The 21,312-nt window shown below is 72.2% G+C and carries 19 protein-coding genes; 12 read left to right on the top strand and 7 right to left on the bottom strand.

The genetic code is table 11. The features are described from left to right. Window positions 1-89 precede the first annotated feature (89 nt). The gene (locus BMY19_RS18175; RefSeq protein ID WP_056533680.1) at window positions 90-1,115 is read left to right on the top strand and encodes a KpsF/GutQ family sugar-phosphate isomerase; all 1,026 of its coding nucleotides are present in this window, start codon (window positions 90-92) and stop codon (window positions 1,113-1,115) included. Between the two features lie 96 nt (window positions 1,116-1,211). Here BMY19_RS18175 and BMY19_RS18180 read toward each other — a convergent pair whose 3' ends face one another. The 3 genes from BMY19_RS18180 to BMY19_RS18190 all read right to left on the bottom strand — a co-directional run bounded on the left by BMY19_RS18180 (window position 1,212) and on the right by BMY19_RS18190 (window position 4,149). After that, on the bottom strand, window positions 1,212-2,036 hold the full coding sequence (locus tag BMY19_RS18180) for an SHOCT domain-containing protein (RefSeq protein ID WP_100252549.1): 825 nt from the start codon (window positions 2,034-2,036) through the stop codon (window positions 1,212-1,214). Between the two features lie 155 nt (window positions 2,037-2,191). Then, window positions 2,192-2,791: a nitroreductase family protein gene (locus tag BMY19_RS18185; RefSeq protein ID WP_100252501.1), complete on the bottom strand. Its 600-nt coding sequence runs from the start codon at window positions 2,789-2,791 to the stop codon at window positions 2,192-2,194. A gap of 290 nt (window positions 2,792-3,081) precedes the next feature. Beyond that, entirely contained in the window at window positions 3,082-4,149 is a 1,068-nt protein-coding gene (locus BMY19_RS18190; protein ID WP_042675851.1) for a GSCFA domain-containing protein, read from the bottom strand. Between the two features lie 74 nt (window positions 4,150-4,223). Here BMY19_RS18190 and BMY19_RS18195 point away from each other — a divergent pair, with 74 nt between their 5' ends. Continuing rightward, window positions 4,224-5,273 (top strand): WcbI family polysaccharide biosynthesis putative acetyltransferase, encoded by a 1,050-nt coding sequence (locus BMY19_RS18195; protein ID WP_042675849.1) that lies wholly within the window; start codon window positions 4,224-4,226, stop codon window positions 5,271-5,273. 79 nt (window positions 5,274-5,352) lie between these two features. On the opposite strand, the gene BMY19_RS18200 is transcribed toward BMY19_RS18195, so the two are convergent. Next, window positions 5,353-5,757, bottom strand: a complete 405-nt coding sequence (locus BMY19_RS18200; protein ID WP_056533685.1) for a response regulator — start codon at window positions 5,755-5,757, stop codon at window positions 5,353-5,355. 349 nt (window positions 5,758-6,106) lie between these two features. On the opposite strand from BMY19_RS18200, the gene pal reads away from it, so the two are divergent. The 6 genes from pal (at window position 6,107) to glmM (ending at window position 13,383) form a co-directional block, all read left to right on the top strand. After that, entirely contained in the window at window positions 6,107-6,601 is a 495-nt protein-coding gene (gene pal, locus BMY19_RS18205) for a peptidoglycan-associated lipoprotein Pal (protein ID WP_012321252.1), read from the top strand. Between the two features lie 159 nt (window positions 6,602-6,760). After that, on the top strand, window positions 6,761-7,750 hold the full coding sequence (ybgF, locus tag BMY19_RS18210; RefSeq protein WP_020094012.1) for a tol-pal system protein YbgF: 990 nt from the start codon (window positions 6,761-6,763) through the stop codon (window positions 7,748-7,750). 98 nt (window positions 7,751-7,848) lie between these two features. Next, window positions 7,849-8,886, top strand: coding sequence for a tRNA lysidine(34) synthetase TilS (gene tilS, locus BMY19_RS18215; RefSeq protein WP_100252502.1), 1,038 nt, complete (start codon window positions 7,849-7,851; stop codon window positions 8,884-8,886). Between the two features lie 48 nt (window positions 8,887-8,934). Continuing rightward, window positions 8,935-10,857, top strand: coding sequence for an ATP-dependent zinc metalloprotease FtsH (gene ftsH, locus BMY19_RS18220; protein WP_012321255.1), 1,923 nt, complete (start codon window positions 8,935-8,937; stop codon window positions 10,855-10,857). Window positions 10,858-11,160: 303 nt separating this feature from the next. Then, the gene (locus BMY19_RS18225) at window positions 11,161-11,973 is read left to right on the top strand and encodes a sulfite exporter TauE/SafE family protein (protein ID WP_100252503.1); all 813 of its coding nucleotides are present in this window, start codon (window positions 11,161-11,163) and stop codon (window positions 11,971-11,973) included. A 69-nt stretch (window positions 11,974-12,042) separates the two neighbouring features. Next, on the top strand, window positions 12,043-13,383 hold the full coding sequence (gene glmM, locus BMY19_RS18230; protein WP_026605059.1) for a phosphoglucosamine mutase: 1,341 nt from the start codon (window positions 12,043-12,045) through the stop codon (window positions 13,381-13,383). Window positions 13,384-13,426: 43 nt separating this feature from the next. On the opposite strand, the gene BMY19_RS18235 is transcribed toward glmM, so the two are convergent. Continuing rightward, window positions 13,427-13,768: an MmcQ/YjbR family DNA-binding protein gene (locus BMY19_RS18235; protein WP_042675844.1), complete on the bottom strand. Its 342-nt coding sequence runs from the start codon at window positions 13,766-13,768 to the stop codon at window positions 13,427-13,429. A 236-nt stretch (window positions 13,769-14,004) separates the two neighbouring features. On the opposite strand from BMY19_RS18235, the gene BMY19_RS18240 reads away from it, so the two are divergent. From BMY19_RS18240 to BMY19_RS18250, 3 genes are all read left to right on the top strand, one after another. Then, the gene (locus BMY19_RS18240) at window positions 14,005-14,979 is read left to right on the top strand and encodes an outer membrane protein (RefSeq protein WP_020094007.1); all 975 of its coding nucleotides are present in this window, start codon (window positions 14,005-14,007) and stop codon (window positions 14,977-14,979) included. 275 nt (window positions 14,980-15,254) lie between these two features. After that, window positions 15,255-16,172 carry an outer membrane protein gene (locus tag BMY19_RS18245; RefSeq protein WP_100252504.1) on the top strand — a complete coding sequence of 306 codons (918 nt, stop codon included), beginning with the start codon at window positions 15,255-15,257 and terminating at the stop codon, window positions 16,170-16,172. A gap of 26 nt (window positions 16,173-16,198) precedes the next feature. Beyond that, a complete protein-coding gene (locus BMY19_RS18250; RefSeq protein WP_042675860.1) occupies window positions 16,199-16,438 on the top strand; it encodes a hypothetical protein in 240 nt (79 codons plus the stop codon). A 16-nt stretch (window positions 16,439-16,454) separates the two neighbouring features. Here the strand turns inward: BMY19_RS18250 and BMY19_RS18255 are convergent, their stop codons facing one another. After that, window positions 16,455-17,003: an HNH endonuclease gene (locus BMY19_RS18255; protein WP_020094004.1), complete on the bottom strand. Its 549-nt coding sequence runs from the start codon at window positions 17,001-17,003 to the stop codon at window positions 16,455-16,457. A 521-nt stretch (window positions 17,004-17,524) separates the two neighbouring features. Between BMY19_RS18255 and BMY19_RS18260 the strand changes: the two genes are divergently transcribed. Beyond that, entirely contained in the window at window positions 17,525-20,242 is a 2,718-nt protein-coding gene (locus BMY19_RS18260) for a DUF3772 domain-containing protein (RefSeq protein ID WP_100252505.1), read from the top strand. Here BMY19_RS18260 and BMY19_RS18265 read toward each other — a convergent pair. After that, the gene (locus BMY19_RS18265; protein ID WP_244534947.1) at window positions 20,195-21,202 is read right to left on the bottom strand and encodes a GGDEF domain-containing protein; all 1,008 of its coding nucleotides are present in this window, start codon (window positions 21,200-21,202) and stop codon (window positions 20,195-20,197) included. The genes BMY19_RS18260 and BMY19_RS18265 overlap by 48 nt on opposite strands. Window positions 21,203-21,312 lie beyond the last annotated feature (110 nt).

Raw genomic sequence — 21,312 nt, forward strand, 5'->3', positions numbered from 1 at the left:
GCCTAGCGTCGCCGGAGACGCCTCGCTGCGCCGCTCCCCGATTCCGGCCCCCGGTGCCGGATCCGGTCGACGGGTCAAGAACGGACACGATGAACGCTCCCGCCTCCAGCGCCCTGCGCGACGACCGCTACGACGCGCCGTCGGCGCATCTCGCCACCACCCGCGACCTCGGGATCCGCAGCCTCCAACTCGGCATCGCGGCCCTGCAGGAGGCGAGCGCCGCCTTCCAGGGCCGGCTCGGCGCGGCCTTCGAGGAGGCGGTGCAGACCATCCTGCAAAGCAAGGGCCGCGTCATCGTCAGCGGCATCGGCAAGAGCGGGCATGTCGGGCGCAAGATCGCCGCGACGTTGGCCTCCACCGGCACGCACGCCTTCTTCGTCCACCCGACCGAGGCGAGCCACGGCGACCTCGGGATGATCGCCCGGGACGACGTCATCATCGCGCTGTCGTGGTCGGGGGAGACCGCGGAACTGTCCGACCTCGTCGGCTTCAGCCGCCGGTTCTCGATCCCTTTGGTGGCGATCACCCGCAACGGCGAGAGCACCCTGGGCAAGGCCGCCGACGTGCTGCTGGAACTGCCCCGCGTGCGGGAATCCTGCCCGCACGACCTCGCGCCGACCTCCTCCAGCCTGATCCAGCTGGCGCTGGGCGACGCCCTGGCGGTGGCGCTCCTGGAGCGGCGCGGCTTCACCTCGGCGCGCTTCCACACCCTGCATCCGGGCGGCACCCTCGCGGCCCGCCTCAGGACCGTGCAGCAGGTGATGCACGGGCCCCAGGACATGCCGCTGGTGCACGAGACCGCCCTCATGTCCGAGGTGATGATCGAGATCGCGGCGCGGCGCTACGGCTGCGTCGGCGTCACGGACGCGGCCGGCCGCCTCGTCGGCATCGTCACGGACGGCGACCTGCGCCGCCACATGGGTCCGGCGCTCCTCGACACGCCGGTCTCGACCGTCATGACCCGCGACCCGGTGACCGTGGAGCCGCACAAGCTGGCCCAGGCCGCGCTGGAGCTGATGAACCGCCGGCTGATCACGGCGGTCTTCGCCGTCACCGACGGCCGGCCGGTCGGCATCGTGCACGTCCACGACCTGCTGCGCGTCGGCATCGCCTGAGGCCGTCGGGACCCGGCAGGGTCCGATCCGCGCCCGCATCCCGCGAGGCCTCCGCGCCTCGGGACGGGGCCGGCGGGTACGGCGGCCGGGCGCCCCTCACAGCCGGGCCAGCAACTCCGTCTTCTTGGTCGCGAACTCCGCGTCGGTGAGCACGCCGCGCGCGTGAAGGTCGGCCAGCCGCTCGATGGTCGCGAGGATCGCGTCCGGAGACGACCGGTCCGGGGCCGCCGAAGGGGCAGCCGCAGCGGCCGGCGAAGCGGCGGGGGCGGCCTTCGCCGGGATCTCGGCCGGGTCCGCTCGGCCCGGATTCACCTGGCCCGGGTCCGCTTGGCGCGGCGCCGCGACCTCCGCCTCGATCCGGCGCAGGCGGTCGAGGGCGACGGCCCCGGACGGTCCCGTGAAGCCGAGGCTGCCGTTCGCCTGGGAAACGCCGGTGATGCGGTGCTCGCCGGTATCGTACAGCGCGACCCCGGACCCCGCGTCGACGGCGAGCCGCCGGCTGTCCGGGAAATAGGCGTAGCGCAGCCCGTCCTGCGCGCCGGTGCTGGCCGGATCCCCGAGGCCGGCCGGCCACCACTCGCCGCCGCCGCGCCGCGCCGCGGGCGCGGCCTCCGAGAAGCCCCCCGCGGGGAGCGCCCCGGCCAGCTCGGTGCAGAGCGCGTCGACCCGCGCCTTCAGCGCGTCGTCGAACATCCGGCCAACCATCACCATCCCGCCGGAAAACCACTGCCCCATCCCGCCGAGATCGGGATGGTCGAACTGCGCCATCGTGCCGTGGCCACGCTCGAGGGCCCGGACCAGGTGGCGCACCGCGTCCGGGCTGACCCCGTGGCGGTCGGCGACGGTCTGCAGCCCGGGGACGGGGTCGAACGGCCCGTCATCCCGGAACGGGTCGGACGCGGCGGTGTCGGACGGATCCATGAGCCAGCTCCCGAAGCGTCGGAGGGCGGACAGGAGGCGCGGGGCGGCGGCCCCCTGCCGGCCCGGGTCGAGCCCGTGGGCCTGCGCCCACGGACCTGCGATGGCGTCGCGATGCGGAGCCAATCCCCGGCCGTCCGAGCGGGTTCCGGCCCGTCTCAGCCGGCGGCCTGCGGGAACGGTCCCGCGATGGTGAAGTCGGTGATCGGCCGGCGGCCGTTCGGGGTCTCGCGGGGCCGCTGCTCCTCGGTGAGGTCCGCCTCGGGCGTCTTGCGGCCGACCGCGAAGGCGGCCTCGATCCGGTGGTTCTCGGGCAGACGCAGCACCGCGGGCGCGCGGACGTGGTCGAACCCGACCATGCCGTGGGCGTGCCAGCCCTGGTGGATCGCCTGGAGCTGGAAGGCCAGCGAGGCGGTGCCGGCGTCGAAGGAGTGGCTGTAGGAGGGCTTCAGCTCGTCGCCGACCTTCATGAACCCGTTCGAGACCAGGAACAGGATCGCGCCGGTGCCGGACACCCATTTCTGATTGCCGGGCACCAGCAGGTCGAAGAACGTGTCCCAGTGGGCGTCGCCCCGGAGCGCGTAGAGGAAGCGCCAGGGCTGCGAGTTGTAGGCGGAGGGCGACCAGCGCGCCGCCTCGATCATCCGCATCAGCTCGGATTCGGGCACGGCCTCGCCCGTGAAGGCGCGGGGCGAGTGCCGCTTCACGAAGACCGGATCGATGTCGTGGTCGGCGCGGCGGGGCGGGGGCAGGCTCAAGGGATTCGTCTCCGATAGGCGCGAGCGCCCGGGCGGCCGAGCTTGCCCGAAAGGCCGGGCTGGAGGCAAACGCGGGATCGCCCCGGCCGCCGTGACGGTCGCGAAGGGCTCGAGCGGTTGCCCGGCGGGATCTTCGGAGCGCTGCCGTCTTTGCGAGAGGAGCGAAGCAATCCAGGCAGCGCCACGACTGTCGATGTCGCGTCGCCCTGGGTCACTTCGCTACGCTCGTGAAGACGATGCAGGCCGCCCGATGGCCGCGGCCGCTCCGGTGACGATCTCGGCCCCCCCCGTCACGCCACGCTGCGCTCGATCTCCTCCTCGTCGCAGATCACGCCGGCATTGCCCTCGAACTCGGCCGCGAGGTCGACGGGGGCGTGGGTCGGCGCCGGCGAGACCCGGTCGCGGGCGAAGGTCGCCAGGAACAGGCGCATGACGTGGCGCACGCCCGCGTCGTTGATGGTGCGCTGGTCCTCGTTGTAGTAGCGCCCGGCATTCACGTTGCTCGTGACGATGTCGTAGGCGGGGAAGTAGACCGCCCGCGGGTCGCCGCGGCCGACCACCTCGCCGGCCGCCACCCGCAGCACCGACTTGGAGTAGCTGTTCGACTCCATCACGTGCCGGTCCATGTAGGTGGCGATCATCGGTACCGGCGAGACCGTGAAGATCACCCGCGCCTTCGGGTTCACGCTCCAGAGCCGGTCGAGGAAGCCGTTGAGGTCACCGAGCACCTCGCCCGCGCCGGCATTCACGCACTCGTAGAGCGCGGGGTCGAACGTGCCGCCCGCGACGCCGGGGGCGAGCGGCAGCGCCGCGCCGTCGGCCCGCCAGCGCCAGCCCTCGGTGAGGCCGAGCGTCAGCACGAACACGTCGAGCGTCTCGAACAGGCGGCGCACCTCGGCGAGGTGCGCGTCGCGCGCCGCGACCACCTCGGCCTCGCTGGCGAAGCCCGCCGGCTCGACGGTCGGGCGGAACGGGTCGACGTAGCGACCGTCGTCGCGCAGCCACGCCTTCAGTTCCGGCTCGAACGTGCCGTAGGCCCGGTCGAACAGCTGCACGAACTGGCGCGTGTAGTAGAGGTTGCCGTAGCGCGCCGAGAACGTGCCGAACTGGCGGGCATTGGCCTCCTCGGCGCTCATGCCGGGGGTCGGCGGCTCGGTCAGGTAGTAGTTGAACCCGGCGCCGCGCACCGCCTCGGCCACCCGCTGGGCGAAGCACGAGCCGCCGGTGGCGACCTTGTCGGTCGGCCCGATCACGAACGTGTCCTTCGGGTGCGGATTGACCGCGAAGGGCGGCACGTTGGTGACGACCTTGCGCCAGAATCGCTCGGCCGGTAGACCCGTATACGGATTCAACGCCATCTTCGAACCCTCTTCTTCACGACGGCGGCAGGCCCTCGGGGGCGCTGTTCCGTCCGCTGACACCGGCACGCGACGTGGCCCTGAACGACCTGCCCCGGCGCGCCCGCAGCGCGTTCACCCGCTCGGCGACCGATTGGACGCCTACCCGTTGGGCCCCCACCTGGGCGACACCATGGCGGAACCGCGCCCGCACCGCCACGACCCGTGACGGGCCGAGCATCGCGGTGCTGGGCAATTGCCAGGCCCGGGGCATCGCCCGGGCCATGCGCCTGCTCGCGCCGAAGAGCCCGGTCCGTTACCTGCCCATGGGCTCGCTGAAGCGCGACCACGGCCATGTCGACGGCTTGATCCGGACCCTGCGCGCCCACGACCACGTCTTCTCGCAGGCCTTCCCGGCCGGGCTGATCCCCGGCGGCGACGCCGCCACTGTGCGCGCGGCCGACCCGCGGCTCAAGCTGTTCCCGTCGATCGTGTTCTCGGCCTTCCACCCGGACATGGTCTATGTCGGGCAGGCCTCGGACCTCGCCGCGCTGAAGCTGACGCCGTCGCCGCTGGGCCAGTACCACTCGGCGATCGTCGTCACCGCCCACCGGCTCGGGCTCGATGCCGGCCGCACGGCCGCCCTGTTCCGCGAGGACGTGTTCGCCCGCCTGGGCTACCTCGACCACTGGGACCCGGCGGTGCGCGAGCTCGTCGGCGCGGCCGACGCCCTGGGTTTCGGGCTGGAGCGCGAGGTGACCCGCTGGGCGCGCCGCGGCGCCTTCATGCACCTGATGAACCATCCCAAGGTCCACGTCCTCGGCGACATCGCGAGGCGGCTGCTGCAGGAGAACGGGCTCACGCCCGAGCCCGTGGAGATCGAGGATTACCTCGGCGACGAGCTGGCCCAGGACGTGGTCTGGCCGATCTACCCGCCCATCGCCGAGCATTTCGGCCTGACCGGCTCGTACCTGTTCAAGACCAAGCCGCGGGGCGACGACTTCCCGGTGCTCTACGACCTGCCGGGCTTCGTCGCGGCGAGCTTCGCCCTCTACGACGCGATGCCCCCCGGGGATCTCGCCTGCCCGCGGGTCGAGGCGTGGCTCGCCGCGCCGGAGATCGTCGCGCTGTTCCGGGGCGGCTGAGGCCGCCTCCGGGCGCCGCGGCGTCCCGGGTCGCTTCGCGGCGCGCGCGACGACGGTCCCGCCCGGAAGGGTCCGTGACTCAGCCCGCCGCGCAGAGCCGGCTGTCGGAGCCAGCCTCGCCCAGACCCTCGACCATCATCCGGACCAGGCGGTTGACCTCCTGCATCTGGAAGGGCTTGCGCAGGAACAGGCTGCCCGGCACACCGCTGCGGCCGTGCGTGTCGGTCGAGGTGTAGACCACCGGCCGGTCCGGATGGATCGCCCGGAAGGCGTGGGCCACCGTCCAGCCGTCGATCAGTCCGGGCAGGTGGATGTCGGTGAACAGCCAGTCGATCGCCGCGCCCCGGTCGCGCAGGACGGTCAGCGCGGCCTCGCCCGTCGAGGCTTCGATCACCCGGATGCCGTGCGTCTCGCACAGGCTCGCGACGATCTCGAGGAGCAGGTAGCTGTCCTCGACGATGAGGACGCTCTGGGCGGGGCGCATGCGGGAAGTCCGGTCTTCGGCCCGCCGATAAGGGACCGATAGGGTTGAGGATCTCTTAAAGCCCGGCCCGCGACCGTTACCGGCGGAGGCCCGGCGCCTGTTGCAGCGCCGCAACCGGGGCGGCCGAAATGGCGCGTCGCGGCCCGCCGCCCCGCCGCCGCCGCATTCCGGGCGCGTCCGGGTGCGTCAGCGCACGCCGTCGATCGGTGCGGACCGTCACCACGCCCCCGCGCCGCCCGGCGGAACCGTCGCTTAACCAACCCCGCCTACCAACGGCGCCAGGATTACGCGGACCCGCCTCGAAGACCAGCAGCCGGCCTTCGGCACCGCTCGAGGAGTTTTTCAGACCATGCCCCAGCGTTTCCGCGCCGCCGCCCTCGGCCTCGCACTCGTGGCCGCCCTCGGCCTAGGCGCCTGCAGCAACGACAAGGACCTCGCCGACGCCTCCGCCTTCGGGGCTGGCGCCGCCACCCCGGGCAGCGCGCAGGACTTCGTCGTCAATATCGGCGACCGGGTCTTCTTCGAGTCGGACTCCACCGACCTGACGCCGACCGCGACCGCGACCCTCGACAAGCAGGCCGCGTGGCTGCAGCGCTACCCGCGCTACACCTTCATCATCGAGGGCCACGCCGACGAGCGCGGCACCCGCGAGTACAACTTCTCCCTCGGCGCCCGCCGGGCCCAGGCGGTGAACGACTACCTCGCCACCCGCGGCATCGCGGCGAGCCGGATGCGGACCGTGTCGTACGGCAAGGAGCGGCCGGTGGCGGTGTGCAACGACATCTCCTGCTGGTCGCAGAACCGCCGCGCGGTGATCGTCCTCGACCGCGGCGCCGGCGCGTAGGCCGCCGCGCGAACGACCCCGGAGGCGGCTCTCGGCCGCCGCCTCCGATCGATGCTCTCGATCACGGCCTTCGATCACTCCTTCGACCCGCGCCGCAGTTTTGCCGCGGTGCGGCGCATCTGATAGGGCCTCGCGCCGACACCGGACCGCAGCCGTACCATGCCCGCCCGCCTTCGCACCCGCCTCGCCCTCGCCACCGCCGTCGGTGCCGTGCTCCTCGCCCACCCGGCCGCCGCGCAGGACGCTTCGGAACTGGTGGTGCGCCTCGGCCGCATCGAGAACCAGTCCCGGATGATGGCCGGGCAGATCGAGACCCTCCAGTACGAGAACCGCCAGCTAAAGGAGCAGCTGCGCAAGTTCCAGGAGGACGTCGAGTACCGCCTGAACGAGGGCAAGGGCGGCAAACCCTCGGCCGCGCCCGCGCCGTCGGGGCCCGTCAACGGCGGCAATCCGGGCGCCGGCCGCCCCGGGAAGCGCGGCGACGCCTTTGACCCGTCGCAGGCCCCCGGCGCCCCGGGCGCCCCGATGCAGCTCGGCAGCACGCAGCCCTCCGCGCCGCTGCCGCCCCGCGAGGCTGAGGAGGCCGCCGAGGCGGCGCCCCGGCCGCAGCGCCTGCCCCAGGGCGCGCTCAACGAGTCCGGCGAGGACGACTCGGAGGCCGGGACCTCCGGTTACGACGAGCCCGTGGACCTGCGGCCGCCGGCCCGGACCGGGGCGATCCCGGCGCGGCCCTCCGAGAGCGTGGCGGCGACCCGGACCGGAGATCCGGCCGCCGATTTCGACGCCGCGGTCGAGCTGTACCGCGCCAAGCAGTACGAGCAGGCCGAGATGGGCCTGCGCCAGTTCATCCAGTCGCACCCGCGCGACAACCGCGTCGCCGGCGCGACCTACTGGCTCGGCGAGAGCTACCTCGCCCGCGGCCGCAACCGCGAGGCCGCCGAGCAGTTCCTGAAGGTCTCGACCGACTACGCCCGCTCCGCCCAGGCCCCCGACGCCATGCTGAAGCTCGGCGTCACGCTCAACGCGCTCGGCGCCCGCGAGCAGGCCTGCGCGACCCTGGCCGAGCTGGACCGGAAGTTCCCGAATGCCGGCACCGGCGTCCGCCAGGGCGTCGCCCGCGAGCAGAAGCGCGCCCGCTGCGGCGCCTGAGCGTCTCGGGCGCTCTGAGCGCCTCGGGCGACTCGGGCGACCCGGTCCTCGGCGCCCTCCGCCCCTGGCTCGACCGGGCCGCGCGCGGCGGGCGGGGCGTGCTCCTCGCCGTCTCGGGCGGTCCCGATTCGAGCGCCCTGATGCACGCCGCCGCGCGCCTGCGCGACGCGACCGGCGCGTCGCTGCTCGTGGCGACCGTGGATCACGGCCTGCGGCCCGAATCCGGCGCGGAGGCCGAGGCCGTCGGCCGCGCCGCCCGCGCGCTCGGCCTGCCCCACGCGACCCTGCCCTGGGCGGGCGCGAAGCCCGGCAGCGGCCTGCAGGACGCGGCCCGCACGGCCCGCTACGCACTCCTCGCCGCCCATGCCGGGGCGGCCGGCGCCGGGCTCGTGCTGACCGGCCACACGCGGGATGACCAGGCCGAGACGGTCCTGATCCGGCTCGCGGCCGGCAGCGGCCCCGCGGGCCTCGCCGGCATGCGCGCCGAGCGGGACCTCGGCCCGGGCCTCGTCCTCGGACGCCCGTTCCTGCACCTGCCGAAGGCCAGTCTGGTGGCGTGGTGCGCGGCGGGCGGCCTCGCCTACCTGCGCGATCCCGCCAACGGCGACCCGCGCTTCGCCCGCGGCCGCCTGCGCGCGGCCTGGCCGGCCCTGGAGCGCGAGGGCCTGACCCGGGCGCGCCTCGCCCGGCTCGCCGAGCGCGCCGCCCGCGACGAGGCCGCGCTCCGGGGCGCGGCCGAGCAGGCCCTCGACGGGGCGCTCAGACCCGGGTCGGAGACGGGCGCGGGCCTGCGCCTCGACGGGCGCGCCCTGGCGGTCCTGCCGGACGCCGTGGCCCTGCGCTGCCTGGATCTCGCCCTGGCCCGGGCCGGCGCGGCGCCGCGCCGCCTCGCGCGCCTCGAGGCCCTCGTCCTCGAATCGCTCCTGCCGGCCCTGCGCCGCCGGGAGCCGGTCCGCCGCACCCTCGCGGGGATCCTCGTCGCCGCCGACGCGGGCGGGGGCGTGAGCCTCGCCCCGGCGCCGCCGCGCCGGCACGGACCCGCAGGTGCTGCCCTCGCCGCAGGGTCTCCCGACTTACTTGGCAAGGGAGAGCCCCCCGCCTACATTGGCGGAGTGTGCACGGATGGACCGGAATAGCCGCGTGGCGGGTCCGTCCTGGGGGTCGCACGCGCCAGGGATTGATCGATGAACCCGAATTTTCGCAACTTTGCCTTGTGGGTCGTCATCTTCCTGCTGGTGCTGGCCCTCGTCACCCTGTTTCAGAACCCGGGTCACCGGGGCGGCGGCAGCGAGATCGCCTACAGCCAGCTCCTGAACGACGCCGATGCCGGCAAGATCCAGTCGGTGGTGATCTCCGGGCAGGACGTGTCCGGCACCTACGTGGGCGGCGGCAACTTCACGAGCTACGCGCCCAACGACCCGAGCCTGGTCTCCAAGCTCCAGGGCAAGGGCGTGCAGATCACCGCCCGCCCGCCGTCCGACAACACCCCCTGGTTCATCCAGCTCCTCGTGAGCTGGCTGCCGATCCTCGTCTTCATCGGCGCCTGGATCTTCCTCTCGCGCCAGATGCAGTCCGGCGCCGGCCGCGCCATGGGCTTCGGCAAGTCGAAGGCCAAGCTCCTGAACGAGGCCCACGGCCGCGTGTCGTTCGACGACGTCGCCGGCGTCGAGGAGGCGAAGGAGGATCTCCAGGAGATCGTCGAGTTCCTGCGCGACCCGCAGAAGTTCCAGCGGCTCGGCGGCCGGATCCCGCGCGGCGTGCTGCTCGTCGGCCCGCCCGGCACCGGTAAGACCCTGATCGCCCGGGCGGTCGCGGGCGAGGCCAACGTGCCGTTCTTCACCATCTCGGGCTCCGACTTCGTCGAGATGTTCGTGGGCGTCGGCGCCAGCCGCGTGCGCGACATGTTCGAGCAGGCCAAGAAGAACGCGCCCTGCATCATCTTCATCGACGAGATCGACGCGGTCGGCCGCCACCGCGGCGCCGGCCTCGGCGGCGGAAACGACGAGCGTGAGCAGACCCTCAACCAGCTTCTCGTGGAGATGGACGGGTTCGAGGCCAACGAGGGCGTGATCATCATCGCGGCGACCAACCGCCCCGACGTGCTCGACCCGGCCCTGCTGCGGCCCGGCCGCTTCGACCGCCAGATCATGGTGCCGAACCCGGACGTCACCGGCCGCGAGCGCATCCTGCGTGTCCACGTCCGCAAGGTGCCGCTGGCCCCCGACGTCGACCTCAAGACCATCGCGCGCGGCACCCCGGGCTTCTCGGGCGCCGACCTGATGAACCTCGTCAACGAATCGGCGCTCCTCGCCGCTCGACGCGGAAAACGCATCGTGACGATGCACGAGTTCGAGGACGCCAAGGACAAGGTCATGATGGGCGCCGAGCGGCGCACCCTCGTGATGACCGAGGACGAGAAGCGGCTCACCGCCTACCACGAGGGCGGCCACGCCATCGTGGCGCTGAACGTCCCGGCCACCGACCCGGTGCACAAGGCGACCATCATCCCGCGCGGTCGGGCGCTGGGCATGGTCATGCAGCTGCCCGAGCGCGACAAGCTCTCTATGAGCTTCGAGCAGATGACCTCGCGGCTGGCGATCATGATGGGCGGCCGCATCGCCGAGGAGATGATCTTCGGGCGCGAGAAGGTGACCTCGGGCGCGCAGTCGGACATCGAGCAGGCGACGCGGCTCGCCAAGATGATGGTGACCCGCTGGGGCTTCAGCCCCGAGCTCGGCACCGTCGCGTACGGCGACAACAACGACGAGGTCTTCCTCGGCATGTCGATGGGCCGGCAGCAATCGGTCTCCGAGTCGACCGCCCAGAAGATCGACGCCGAGGTCCGCCGCCTCGTGGAGACCGGCCTGGAGGAGGCGCGCCGCATTCTGGCCGAGCACAAGGACGACCTGGAGGCCCTGGCCCAGGGGCTCCTCGAATACGAGACCCTCTCGGGCGAGGAGATCCGCAACCTGCTCAAGGGCCAGCCCCCGATCCGCGACGGCGGCGACGTGCCGCCGACCCCGGCCCGGGGCTCCTCGGTCCCCTCGGCGGGCCGCGGCCGGCCGAAGGAGAGCGACGGCGGCCTGGAGCCGCAGCCGCAGGCCTGAGGTCGCGGAATCGGACGAGCGAAGGGGGCGCCGCGAGGCGCCCTTTTTCGTTCCGTGCGGCCTCCTTCGACGCGCGTGCGGATTCGGCGCGCTTTCAGGACGCTGTCAGGACCGCGCGCGGGGCCGCGTCACGCTCCCTCATCAGCGGCGGCGTTCGCCGGCGACGCGTGATCGTCGCCGCGTCTCCCGTGACAAACCGACCTTCCTGTCGGCGGATCGCGCGCGTCAGCTTGGCCGGAGGCTCGGCGGACTCCGCCGAATCGGAAACACAGGTCCCTTCCACAGGCCGCCGCGAAACCCCCGATGCCGGTCTCGACCTATCTCGTCGTCGCCCTCGGCGCCGTCGTCGCCGGCTTCGTCCAGGGCCTGTCGGGCTTCGGCTTCGGCCTCACGGCCCTGTCGTTCTGGGCCTGGGTGATCGACCCGCAGCTCGCCGCCGTGCTGGCCGTCTCCGGCGCCTTCACGGGCCAGGTCATCGCGGCGGTCTCGGTCCGGCGCGGGTTCGAGACTAGGCGCCTCGCGCCCTTCGTCCTCGGCGGCCTCGCCGGCATCCCCCTCGGCGTCCTCCTGCTGCCGCGGCTCGACGCCGACTGGTTCAAGACGCTCCTCGGCCTCCTGCTGATGGTCTGGTGCCCGGCCATGCTGTTCGCCCGGAACCTACCGCGGATCGCGGCCGGCGGCCGGCTCGCCGACGCCGCGGTGGGCCTCGGCGGCGGGATGATGGGCGGGCTCGGCGGCTTAACGGGCATGCTGCCGACCCTCTGGTGCACCCTGCGCCGCTACGAGCGCGACGTGCAGCGCTCGGTGATCCAGAACTTCAACCTCGCGATGCTCAGCGTCACCCTGGCGACCTACCTCGCCGCGGGGCTCGTCACCCGGGCGACGCTGCCGATCCTGGCGGTGGTCCTGCCGGCGATGCTGGTCCCGACGCTGCTCGGCACCCGGATCTATCTCGGCCTCAGCGAGGTCGCCTTCCGCCGGCTCGTGCTCGGCTTGCTGACCGTCTCGGGCCTCGCGCTGGTCTCGGCCTCGGCGCCGCGGCTCCTGCAGCGCGCCGGGCGCCCCATTTCGACCGCCTTTGTCGGGGAGCACCCCGTTGACTCTGCCGGCCGGTGAGCCGCCGGCGGGCGCGATAATCTGCTAAGCTGTGCCGGGTCCGCGAGACCGGGCGCCGGAGACGTGATGGTGCGCAAGTATTTCGGAACCGACGGCATCCGGGGCCGGGCCAACGGCGTGATCACGCCGGAGCTCGCCCTCAAGGTCGGTCAGGCCGCCGGCCTCGTGTTCCAGCGCGGCGACCACCGCCACCGGGTGGTGATCGGCAAGGACACCCGCCTCTCGGGCTACATGATCGAGACCGCGCTCGTCGCCGGCTTCACCTCGGTGGGCATGGACGTGCTCCTGCTCGGGCCGGTGCCGACGCCGGCCGTGGCGATGCTGACCCGCTCGATGCGGGCCGATCTCGGCGTGATGATCTCGGCCTCGCACAACCCGTTCGAGGACAACGGCATCAAGCTGTTCGGGCCCGACGGCTTCAAGCTCAACGACGCGATCGAGCACGAGATCGAGGGGCTGATCGACGCCGACATGCACAAGCGCCTCTCCGGCTCGAACGACCTCGGCCGGGCCAAGCGCATCGAGAGCGTGCACGCCCGCTACATCGAGTTCGCCAAGCGGACCCTGCCGCGGCAGGTGACGCTGGACGGGCTGCGGGTCGTGGTCGACTGCGCCAACGGCGCGGCCTACCGGGTCGCCCCCGAGACCCTGTGGGAGCTCGGCGCCGAGGTGATCGCCATCGGCACCGAGCCGGACGGGTTCAACATCAACCGGGATGTCGGCTCGACCGCGCCCGCGGCCTTGATCGACATGGTGCGCGAGCGCCGGGCCGATATCGGCATCGCGCTGGACGGCGACGCCGACCGGGTGCTGATCGTGGACGAGAAGGGCCAGGTGGTCGACGGCGACCAGCTCATGGCCGTCGTGGCGCGCTCCTGGAAGGAGGACGAGCGCCTGACGCAGCCGGGCGTGGTGGCGACGATCATGTCGAATCTCGGCCTGGAGCGCTTCCTCGGCGGTCTCGGCCTGACCCTGGCCCGCACGGCGGTGGGGGACCGCTACGTCCTCGAGCACATGCGGGCGCACGGCTACAACCTCGGCGGCGAGCAGTCCGGCCACATCATCATGTCGGACTACACGACCACCGGCGACGGCCTCGTGGCCGCCCTGCAGCTGCTGAGCGTGGTGCAGCGGCAGAACCGGCCCGTGAGCGAGGTCTGCCACTGCTTCGACCCGCTGCCGCAGATCCTCAAGAACGTCCGCTACCGGAGCGGCGAGCCCCTGCGCGAGGACAGCGTGGTCAGCGCCATCGAGCACGCCCGCGAGCGGCTCGGCAACGCCGGCCGCCTCGTGATCCGCCCGTCGGGCACCGAGCCGGTGATCCGCGTCATGGCCGAGGGCGACGACCGCGGCCTCGTCAACGCGGTGGTCGACGAGGTGGTCGACGCCGTCACCCGCGCGGCGGCCTGAGGCCGGAGCCCCGGAGGGGCGCCAGGCGCGGGGTCAGCCCAGGTCAGCCCAGGTCGGCGTAGGCGGCGCGCAGCTCCGCGGGCGCGGTCATCCGCCACGCGCCCAGCAGCGCCGCCCGCAGGGTCTCCTCCGCGCAGAGGTCGAGGTCGAGATTGGTCCAGCCCCGCCGCCCCCAGGCGCCGTCGAGCGGCGCGAACAGGTCCGGCTCGGCCTCGCACAGGGCGGCCTGATCGGCGGGCGCGAGGCGCAGCACGACCCGCGCCTCCTCGACCCAGAGGGTCGCGAAGACCCGGCCGCCGACCCGGAAATCCGGGTTGCCGCTGTGGGCGCCCGCTACCGCCTCGGGCAGCATCAGCGCCAGGATGCGCACGTCGTCGGGTCCCATGCGGCCTCAGCCCCCGCGCCGTCCGGCCCCCACAGAAGAACTGCGCTGACCCCGGCGGCGCAGCGCAGCCGAAACAAGCAAGTCTCGCCCGGATATCCGTTTCGACAGTTCGGCAACGGATGCGCAAGCCTAACATTTAACGTTAAGCCGGATTTAAGACGTTCCTTCCATCCTGCCCTCGTACCCCGGGACCGCGCGCCGCGCGTCCGGCTCACGAGTCCAGTGAAGGAATCCTCATGGCCCGCTCCAAGCTGAACGCTTTGGTGCGTAGCCTGACGCTCGCGGCGAGCGTCGGTGCGCCCTGCCTCGCCGCGGCCGCGGATCTGATGCTGCCGCCGCCCCCGCCCCCGCCGCCCCCGCCGATCGAGGTCGGCGGCGGCTGGTACCTGCGTGGCGACGTGGGCGCGAGCATCTACACCCGTCCGCGCTACAGCGACGCCTACGACTACACCGGCTACGCCGAGTCCAACCGCGCCTTCGGCAACGCGGTCGGCGGCGGCGGTTTCGCGGGCGTCGGCGTCGGCTACCAGTTCACCCCGTTCCTGCGCGGCGACATCACCGGTGAGTACCGCTACTCCACCGGCCTGCGCGGCAGCGAGTACTACAAGGGTCCGGATTTCGATAACGGACTCGGCTCGTACGGCGTGAACAAGTCGAGCGGCAACTTCGACTCGGCGGTGGTGCTGGCCAACGCCTATTTCGACCTCGGCACGTGGTACGGCATCACGCCGTTCATCGGCGGCGGCGTCGGCTACGCGTTCAACCACGTCTCGAGCTACTCGACCAACCAGCAGTTCACCAGCCCGACCTACGCGTACGATTACACCAATGCCGGCTGCGGCTGCATCCCGTACGCCCCGGTCTACGACCCGAACGGCAATCCGGTCTACAACACCAACAGCGGCAGCAAGTTCTACAAGGACAAGACCACCGGCAGCCTCGCCTGGGCGCTCCACGCCGGTCTCGCCTACAACGTGACCGACGCGCTGAAGATCGAAGTAGCCTACCGCTACCTGAACCTCGGCAAGGCCGAGACCGGCCCGGGCTTCGTCCCGTGCTGCACCGGCAGCCTGCAGGCGATCAAGATCAAGGACATCGAGGCGCACGACGTGAAGATCGGCCTGCGCTACTACCTCGGCGGCTTCGTGGCAGCCCCGCTGCCGCCCTTGATGCCGGAGCCCATCCCCGGCCCGCTGGTGCGCAAGTACTGATCGCGCCTCGACCGCGATCCCCTTGACGGACGACGACGGCGCGGAGGGTCTCCGCGCCGTCTCGCGTTTCGGCGCCCCGTCGCGACAGGTCCGGTTCTCGGCCTGTCCTCAGCCCGTCCTTGCCCGACCCAATAACCGCCACGACGTCCCGGGACTGGCATCCCCGGATCGGGACTGACCTATCGCAGTCGAGCAACGGAGAATTAAGGTTACTGGCGTATCACCGTGTCGAGGCTCGATCCGCCGTCCGTCTCTTCCGTCCCAGGACGATCCCGATGCGTACCGTCACTTTCCCGCTGCTGGCGGTTCTCGGTCTCTGCGGCGTGAACACCGCGCGCGCTGCGGATCTGGATTACGATTACCTGCGCGGCGCGGATTACGACCCGGTCCCGGCCCCGGTGGTCGACTGGAGCGGCGTGTATGTCGGCGGCCACGGCGGCTTCACGTCGACGAGCCTGGGCTTCGGGAACACCGCCCAGCCGATCGTTGCCAATGATCTGCGCCAGACCAGCGTCGAGAGCCAGTACCACGTCTCGACCCTGATGTCCTCGAACGCCAATCGGCGCGTGAACGGGACCAGCTTCGGCGCGTTTGTCGGCTACAACATTCAGTTCGACGAGATCGTTCTCGGTGTCGAGGCCGACTACACGCATTTCGGATCGGGTGGCGCGGTCAATGACACGATCGGCCGGCAGATGGTGACCAACGATGGCTTCGTGAACTACGTCAACCTCGCGAGCAACTCCCGCACCAAGCTCGACGATTACGCCACGCTGCGCGCCCGAGCGGGTTACGCGTTCGGAAACGTTCTTCCCTTCGTGACGGGCGGATTCGCGATCGGCTCCGCGCAGATCGCCGACCACGTGTCCGTGCAGGTGGCCGGCTACGACCAGACGACCTACAGAGCGAACCAAGCGATCACGGACGCGACCAAGCCGGCCTTCGTCGGACGTTACGGGTACAGCTCGTTCGACGCGAGCAACCCGAATGCCGGGATCCTGTCCGATCCCTTGGTATTCAACCGCGCCAAGACCAAGATCGTCGGCGGCTTTTCGGCTGGAACCGGCGTCGAGTACGCCATCACGCCCAACATCCTACTGCGCGCCGAGTATCAATACGTGCTCTTCGATGCCTTCGACGGGCACAAGGTCAACCTGAACACCGTCCGCGCCGGCGCGGCCGTCAAGTTCTGATGCCGCGCTTCGGCGGGAGCCTGCTCATGTGGTACGCACGCACCATCCGGCTCACCCTCCTGCTGCTCGGTGCCGGCCCGCTCCTCGACCCCGCCGTCGCGGCGGATTGGCCGCGCGACCCGCATCCGCCGCGCAGTGTTCGATACCGGAGTCCGGTGCCGTCCGTTCCCGCCGTCCCCCCGCCCGTCCTGGTGCGGGGCTACCTGCCGCGCAACCACAACGTCCCGATGTACAACGAGCCGCCCCGCCGCGAGCCGGCCTGGTGAGGCCTCCGCGCCGCCCTCAACTCTCCAGCTCGCTGTCCCAGTACAGGTAGTCGAGCCAGGTGTGATGGTACTGGCGGTGGTCGAACTCGGGCTGCCGGTGGTGCAGCTCGTAGCGCGTCGGCCGCCGGGGCTCGGTCATCAGCGGCATGTCCGCCTCGTCCGGCGTTCGGTTGGCTTTGCGCAGGTTGCAGGGCGAGCAGGCCGCCACGACGTTCTCCCAGCTCGACAGGCCGCCCCGGGAGCGCGGCACCACGTGGTCGAAGGTCAGGCCGCCCGAGGGCAGCCGCAGGCCGCAATACTGGCAGCTGAAACCGTCGCGCAGGTAGATGTTGTAGCGGGTGAAGGCCGGACTGCGGGCCAGCGCCACGTAGTTCTTCAGCGCCACGACGCTCGGCACCCGCAGGGCGCGCGAGGGCGAGCGCGCCTCGACGTCGTAGCTCGCCACCAGGGTGACGCGGTCGAGGAACAGGGCCGTGAAGGCGTCCTTCCACGACCAGAGGGAGAGCGGATTGTACGAGAGCGGCCGATAATCCGCGTTGAGGACGAGGGTTTGGAGATCCATCATCGGCGCGACTCTTCGGACTAGCTCTGGCGCGTGGGACGCGCGGGACCATGCCGCCGCCCCGCCGGCCCGTCCGAACCGGCCCGGGGCCGATACGGGACGGGCCGGCGCGCGGAGCGACGGCTTGACGGGAGAGACGGAGGGAACAACAGGGCGGCGGGCCGGCGCGCGGGGGCGCCGGTCGATGCGGTAGCATCCGGAACGCGGCCGGGCCGGGCCGGTATCGCCACCGGCCGCGCCCTTTCGCGTAGCAACGAAAAGGCCCTGTCCATCAGGTGTTCATCTAATCCCAGCGTGACACCCTTGTGAAGCTTTTCCGGATGAGCCCCGGGGACGCACCCACAGCGGGCTCGCGGGGGCGGGACCCGGCGCGGGATCCGGCCCGGGGTGGGCAGCGGCACGGTTTCGCCCTATTGCTCGCCCAGAGCGCCCGGCCGCCAGGAGGCCCGCCCGGTCCCCGATCGCCGCCGATTCGCCGATGCCGGACTCCGGCCGGCCGCCGCGCGCCCGACGAGAGGTTGCTCATGCATCGTATCCCAGCGCGGACCCGGAAGCCGGAGGGCGCGCCGCGCCCGTCCCGCGCACTCGCCCTGCTCGCCGCGCTGGTGTTCGCAACCCCGGCGGCCCTGACCCTGCCGGCCTTCGCCCAGGATCCGGCGCCCGCCGCCAAGTCTTCCGATCAGAAGCCCGCCGATCACAAGTCCGCCGACACCAAGGCCGCGCCCGACGCCAAGCCCGCGGACGGCAAGGCGCCCGACGCGAAGGCGCCCGACGCGAAACCCGCCGACGCGAAGCCCGCGCCCCCGCCGGCCGCCAAGGCCGAGGTTCCCGAGCAGTTCAAGAAGGTCCGAGCCAAGCTCGACGCCGCCAAGACCGAGCTCGACGCCCGCGAGAAGCAACTCGGCCACACGGAGCTGACGGTGGCCGACCTCACCGCCATCCGCGACAGCGCCGTGACGGTCACCGACGAGATCCGCACCCTGGTCACCCGGCTCGACGCGCCGCTGGAGGCCGCGCGCGAGCGCCTGGCTCAGCTCGGGCCGAAACCCAAGGATACCCAGGAGAGCGCCGACGTCGCCGCCGAGCGCGCCGAGCGCGAGGCCGCCGTCACCCGCATCGACGAGACCCAGCGCCTCGCCCGCTCCCTGGTGGTGCAGGGCGACCAGATCGTCGACCGTGTCTCGAATCGCCGCCGCGAATCGTTCACCCGCGACCTGCTCCAGCGCTCCCAGCCGCTGGTCGGCCCCGGTCTCTGGACCAAGGTGATGGGCGACGTCCCCCGGGACACGCGCGCCCTGCAGAGCGCCGTGTCGGATATCGGGCTGCTGTTTTCCCGCAACGGCAACCTCGCCAACCTGCTGTTCTTGGGGCTCGCCTTCGGGATCTCGGTGGCGCTGTATTTCGGCCGGCGCAACATCGCCCCCAAGGGCGCCCGCCGGGATGCCACCAAGACCGACCCGTCGCGGCGCGCCGTGATGCTCGCCGCCTGGCGGGTGATCCTGCTCGGCACCGTGCCGGCCGTGGCCGGGTCCTACGCGGTCTACTACGCCCTCGATTCCACCAACCTGCTGCCGTCCCGGCTCCTGCCGGTCGCCGCCGCGATCCTCGGAGGGCTGGCCTTCATCGCCTTCGTGGAGGCCCTCTGCGACGGGCTGCTCAGCCCCGAGAAGCCGGCGTGGCGGCCCGCCCCGGTGAGCGACGCGGCGGCCACCCGCCTGACCCGGCTCGCCGTCGGCATCGCCACGGTGATCACCGTGGTGAAGTCCGTCGAGGCCCTGAATTCCGGGATCTCGGCGGCCCTGCCGATCTCCATCGCCACGCGGGGCCTCGGGGCGGTCGCCACCGCGCTGATCCTCGCGGTCGGCCTCCACCGGTTCGCCGACACCGAGCAGGAGGAGGAGGCCTGCTTCGGCCCCTACGTGCCGACCAAGACCACGACGGGCATCGGCGGGCCGGCGCGGCTCCTGGGCTGGGCCGCGGTGGCGCTGATCGGGCTCGGCGCGCTGGTGGGCTACGTGGCCTTCGCGGCCTTCCTGATCGACCAGCTGATCTGGGACGCCGCGGTCCTCGTGCTGCTCTACCTGCTGGTCCAGAGCGTCGACATCTTCGTCGGCCGCGCGCTCAGCGACGAGACGCGGCTCGCCACCACGCTCCAGGCCAATACCGGCCTGCGCAAGCGCTCGCTCAACCAGATCTCGGTCCTGACGACCGGCGCGACCCGGCTCATCCTGTTCCTGGCGGCCGCGGTCCTCGTGCTGGCGCCCTGGGGGCTCGATTCCACCGACATCGTCTCGTCGGTCCGGCAGGCCTTCTTCGGCTTCAAGGTCGGCGACGTCACGATCTCGCTCTCGAGCATCGCCTTCGGGATCGGCATCCTGGTGGTCGGCGTGTTCATCACCCGCGGGGTGCAGCGCTGGCTGGAGAACACCTACCTGCCGGCCACCGACCTCGACGCGGGCCTGCGCAACTCGATCACCACGGTGGCGGGCTATTGCGGCTTCCTGATCGCGCTGGCGCTCGCCTTCTCGTATCTCGGCCTGAGCCTCGAGAAGCTCACCATCGTGGCCGGCGCCCTGTCGGTCGGTATCGGTTTCGGCCTCCAGTCGATCGTCAACAACTTCGTCTCCGGCCTGCTGCTCCTGTGGGAGCGCCCGATCCGGGTCGGCGACCAGGTGGTGATCGGCGATTCCGAGGGCATCGTGAAGCGGATCTCGGTGCGCTCCACCGAGATCCAGACCTTCGACCGCTCGGCCGTGATCGTGCCGAACTCGAACCTGATCTCCGGGGTGGTGAAGAACCGGGTGCGGGGCGACCGGACCGGGCGCGTCAGCATCACGGTGAGCGTCCTGCGCAACCAGGACCCGGTGCGCGCCGCCGAGATGATCACGGCCTGCGCGCAGAGCCACTCCGACATCCTGAAGGAGCCCCCGCCCCGGGTGGTGTTCAAGAAGATCGGCGACCCGTTCCTGGAATTCGAGCTGCTCGTCTGGATCGTGGACGTGAGCCTCGGCCAGAAGGTGGTGACCGACCTGAACTTCTCGGTGTTCGCGACCCTCTCGGAGGCGGGCTTCATCCCGCCGCTCGGGCCCGGCTCCAGCATCGTCACCGTGCAGGGCCTCGACACGATGCAGAGCGCCATGGGCGAGATCGCCAGCCGCTTCATCCAGCCGGCCGCGGTTCCCGAGGGCGGCGAATCAGCCCGCCCCCAGCGCGACCGCGGGCTGCGCAGCGCCGGTGCCTGACCGGCCGCCGCCGAGGACGATCCGGACGGCGTTCCCGCCCGCGTCCTTGGCGGCGTAGAGCGCCGCGTCAGCCCGGTCGAACAGCCGGGCGCGGCCCCCGCGCCCGCTGGACATCCCCGCGGCGTCTCCCACCGCGATCCCCACGGAGGCGCCGATCCGCAACTCCCGGCCGCGATACGGGATCGGCCGGCTCAGGGCGGCGACGACGCGCCGGCCGCGCTCCACCAGCGCGAGCGGGTCGACGGGCGCCCGCAGGAGCACGGCGAACTCGTCGCCGCCGATGCGGGCCACGAGGGCCGCGTCCCGGCAGACGGCGGCGAGCCGCGCGGCCGAGCGCCGGAGGCACAGGTCGCCGGCCGCGTGGCCGTGGACGTCGTTGACCGGCTTGAACCCGTCGAGGTCGATCAGCAGCAGGGCGCCGAGGGGATCCGGACCGGCGCCGCCCGTCCCGGCCTCGAACCGCGCCTCGAATCGCGCCTCGAAGCCGCGGCGGTTCGCCAGCCCGGTGAGCGGGTCGCGCTCGGCGCGCCGGCTCAGCTCGGCCAGCCGGGCGATCTCCTCGGTGACGTCCTGCTTGGTTCCGAACAGGCGGGCGGGGCGCCCGTCCTCGGCCTCGACCGCGGCGCGGATCCGGATCCAGCGCCGCCGGCCCCCGGCCTGGATCTCGGCGTCGAGCACGAAGGCGCCGCTCCCGGCGATCGCCCGGTGCCGGAGCGCCTCCAGCAGGCGCCGCGAGGTCGGCTCGTAGAGGTCCAGGATCCGGGGCCGGTGCAGCGCTGCGCCCCGGGGGACGCCGAACAGGTCGTGGACGCCCCCGGACCAGTCGAGGGCGCCGTCGCGCAGGCGGCAGGACCAGAGGCCCATCCCGGCGGCCGCCAGGGCACGCTCCTGCCGCGCCAGCAGGCCGGCCTGCTGGCGAAGGATCGTCCGCTGGAGGGCGCGCGCGGCCGCGGCCTCCAACGCCGCCTCAGACGCTGCCGACGGGTCCGCGCACCCGCCGACGGGTCGGTCGCGGGGTGGATCCACCGGGGTCAGGGAACGCGCGGTCGTCATCGGTGTGCAATTTTAGA

The organism is Methylobacterium sp. UNC300MFChir4.1, assembly GCF_900110155.1.
Lineage (GTDB): Bacteria > Pseudomonadota > Alphaproteobacteria > Rhizobiales > Beijerinckiaceae > Methylobacterium.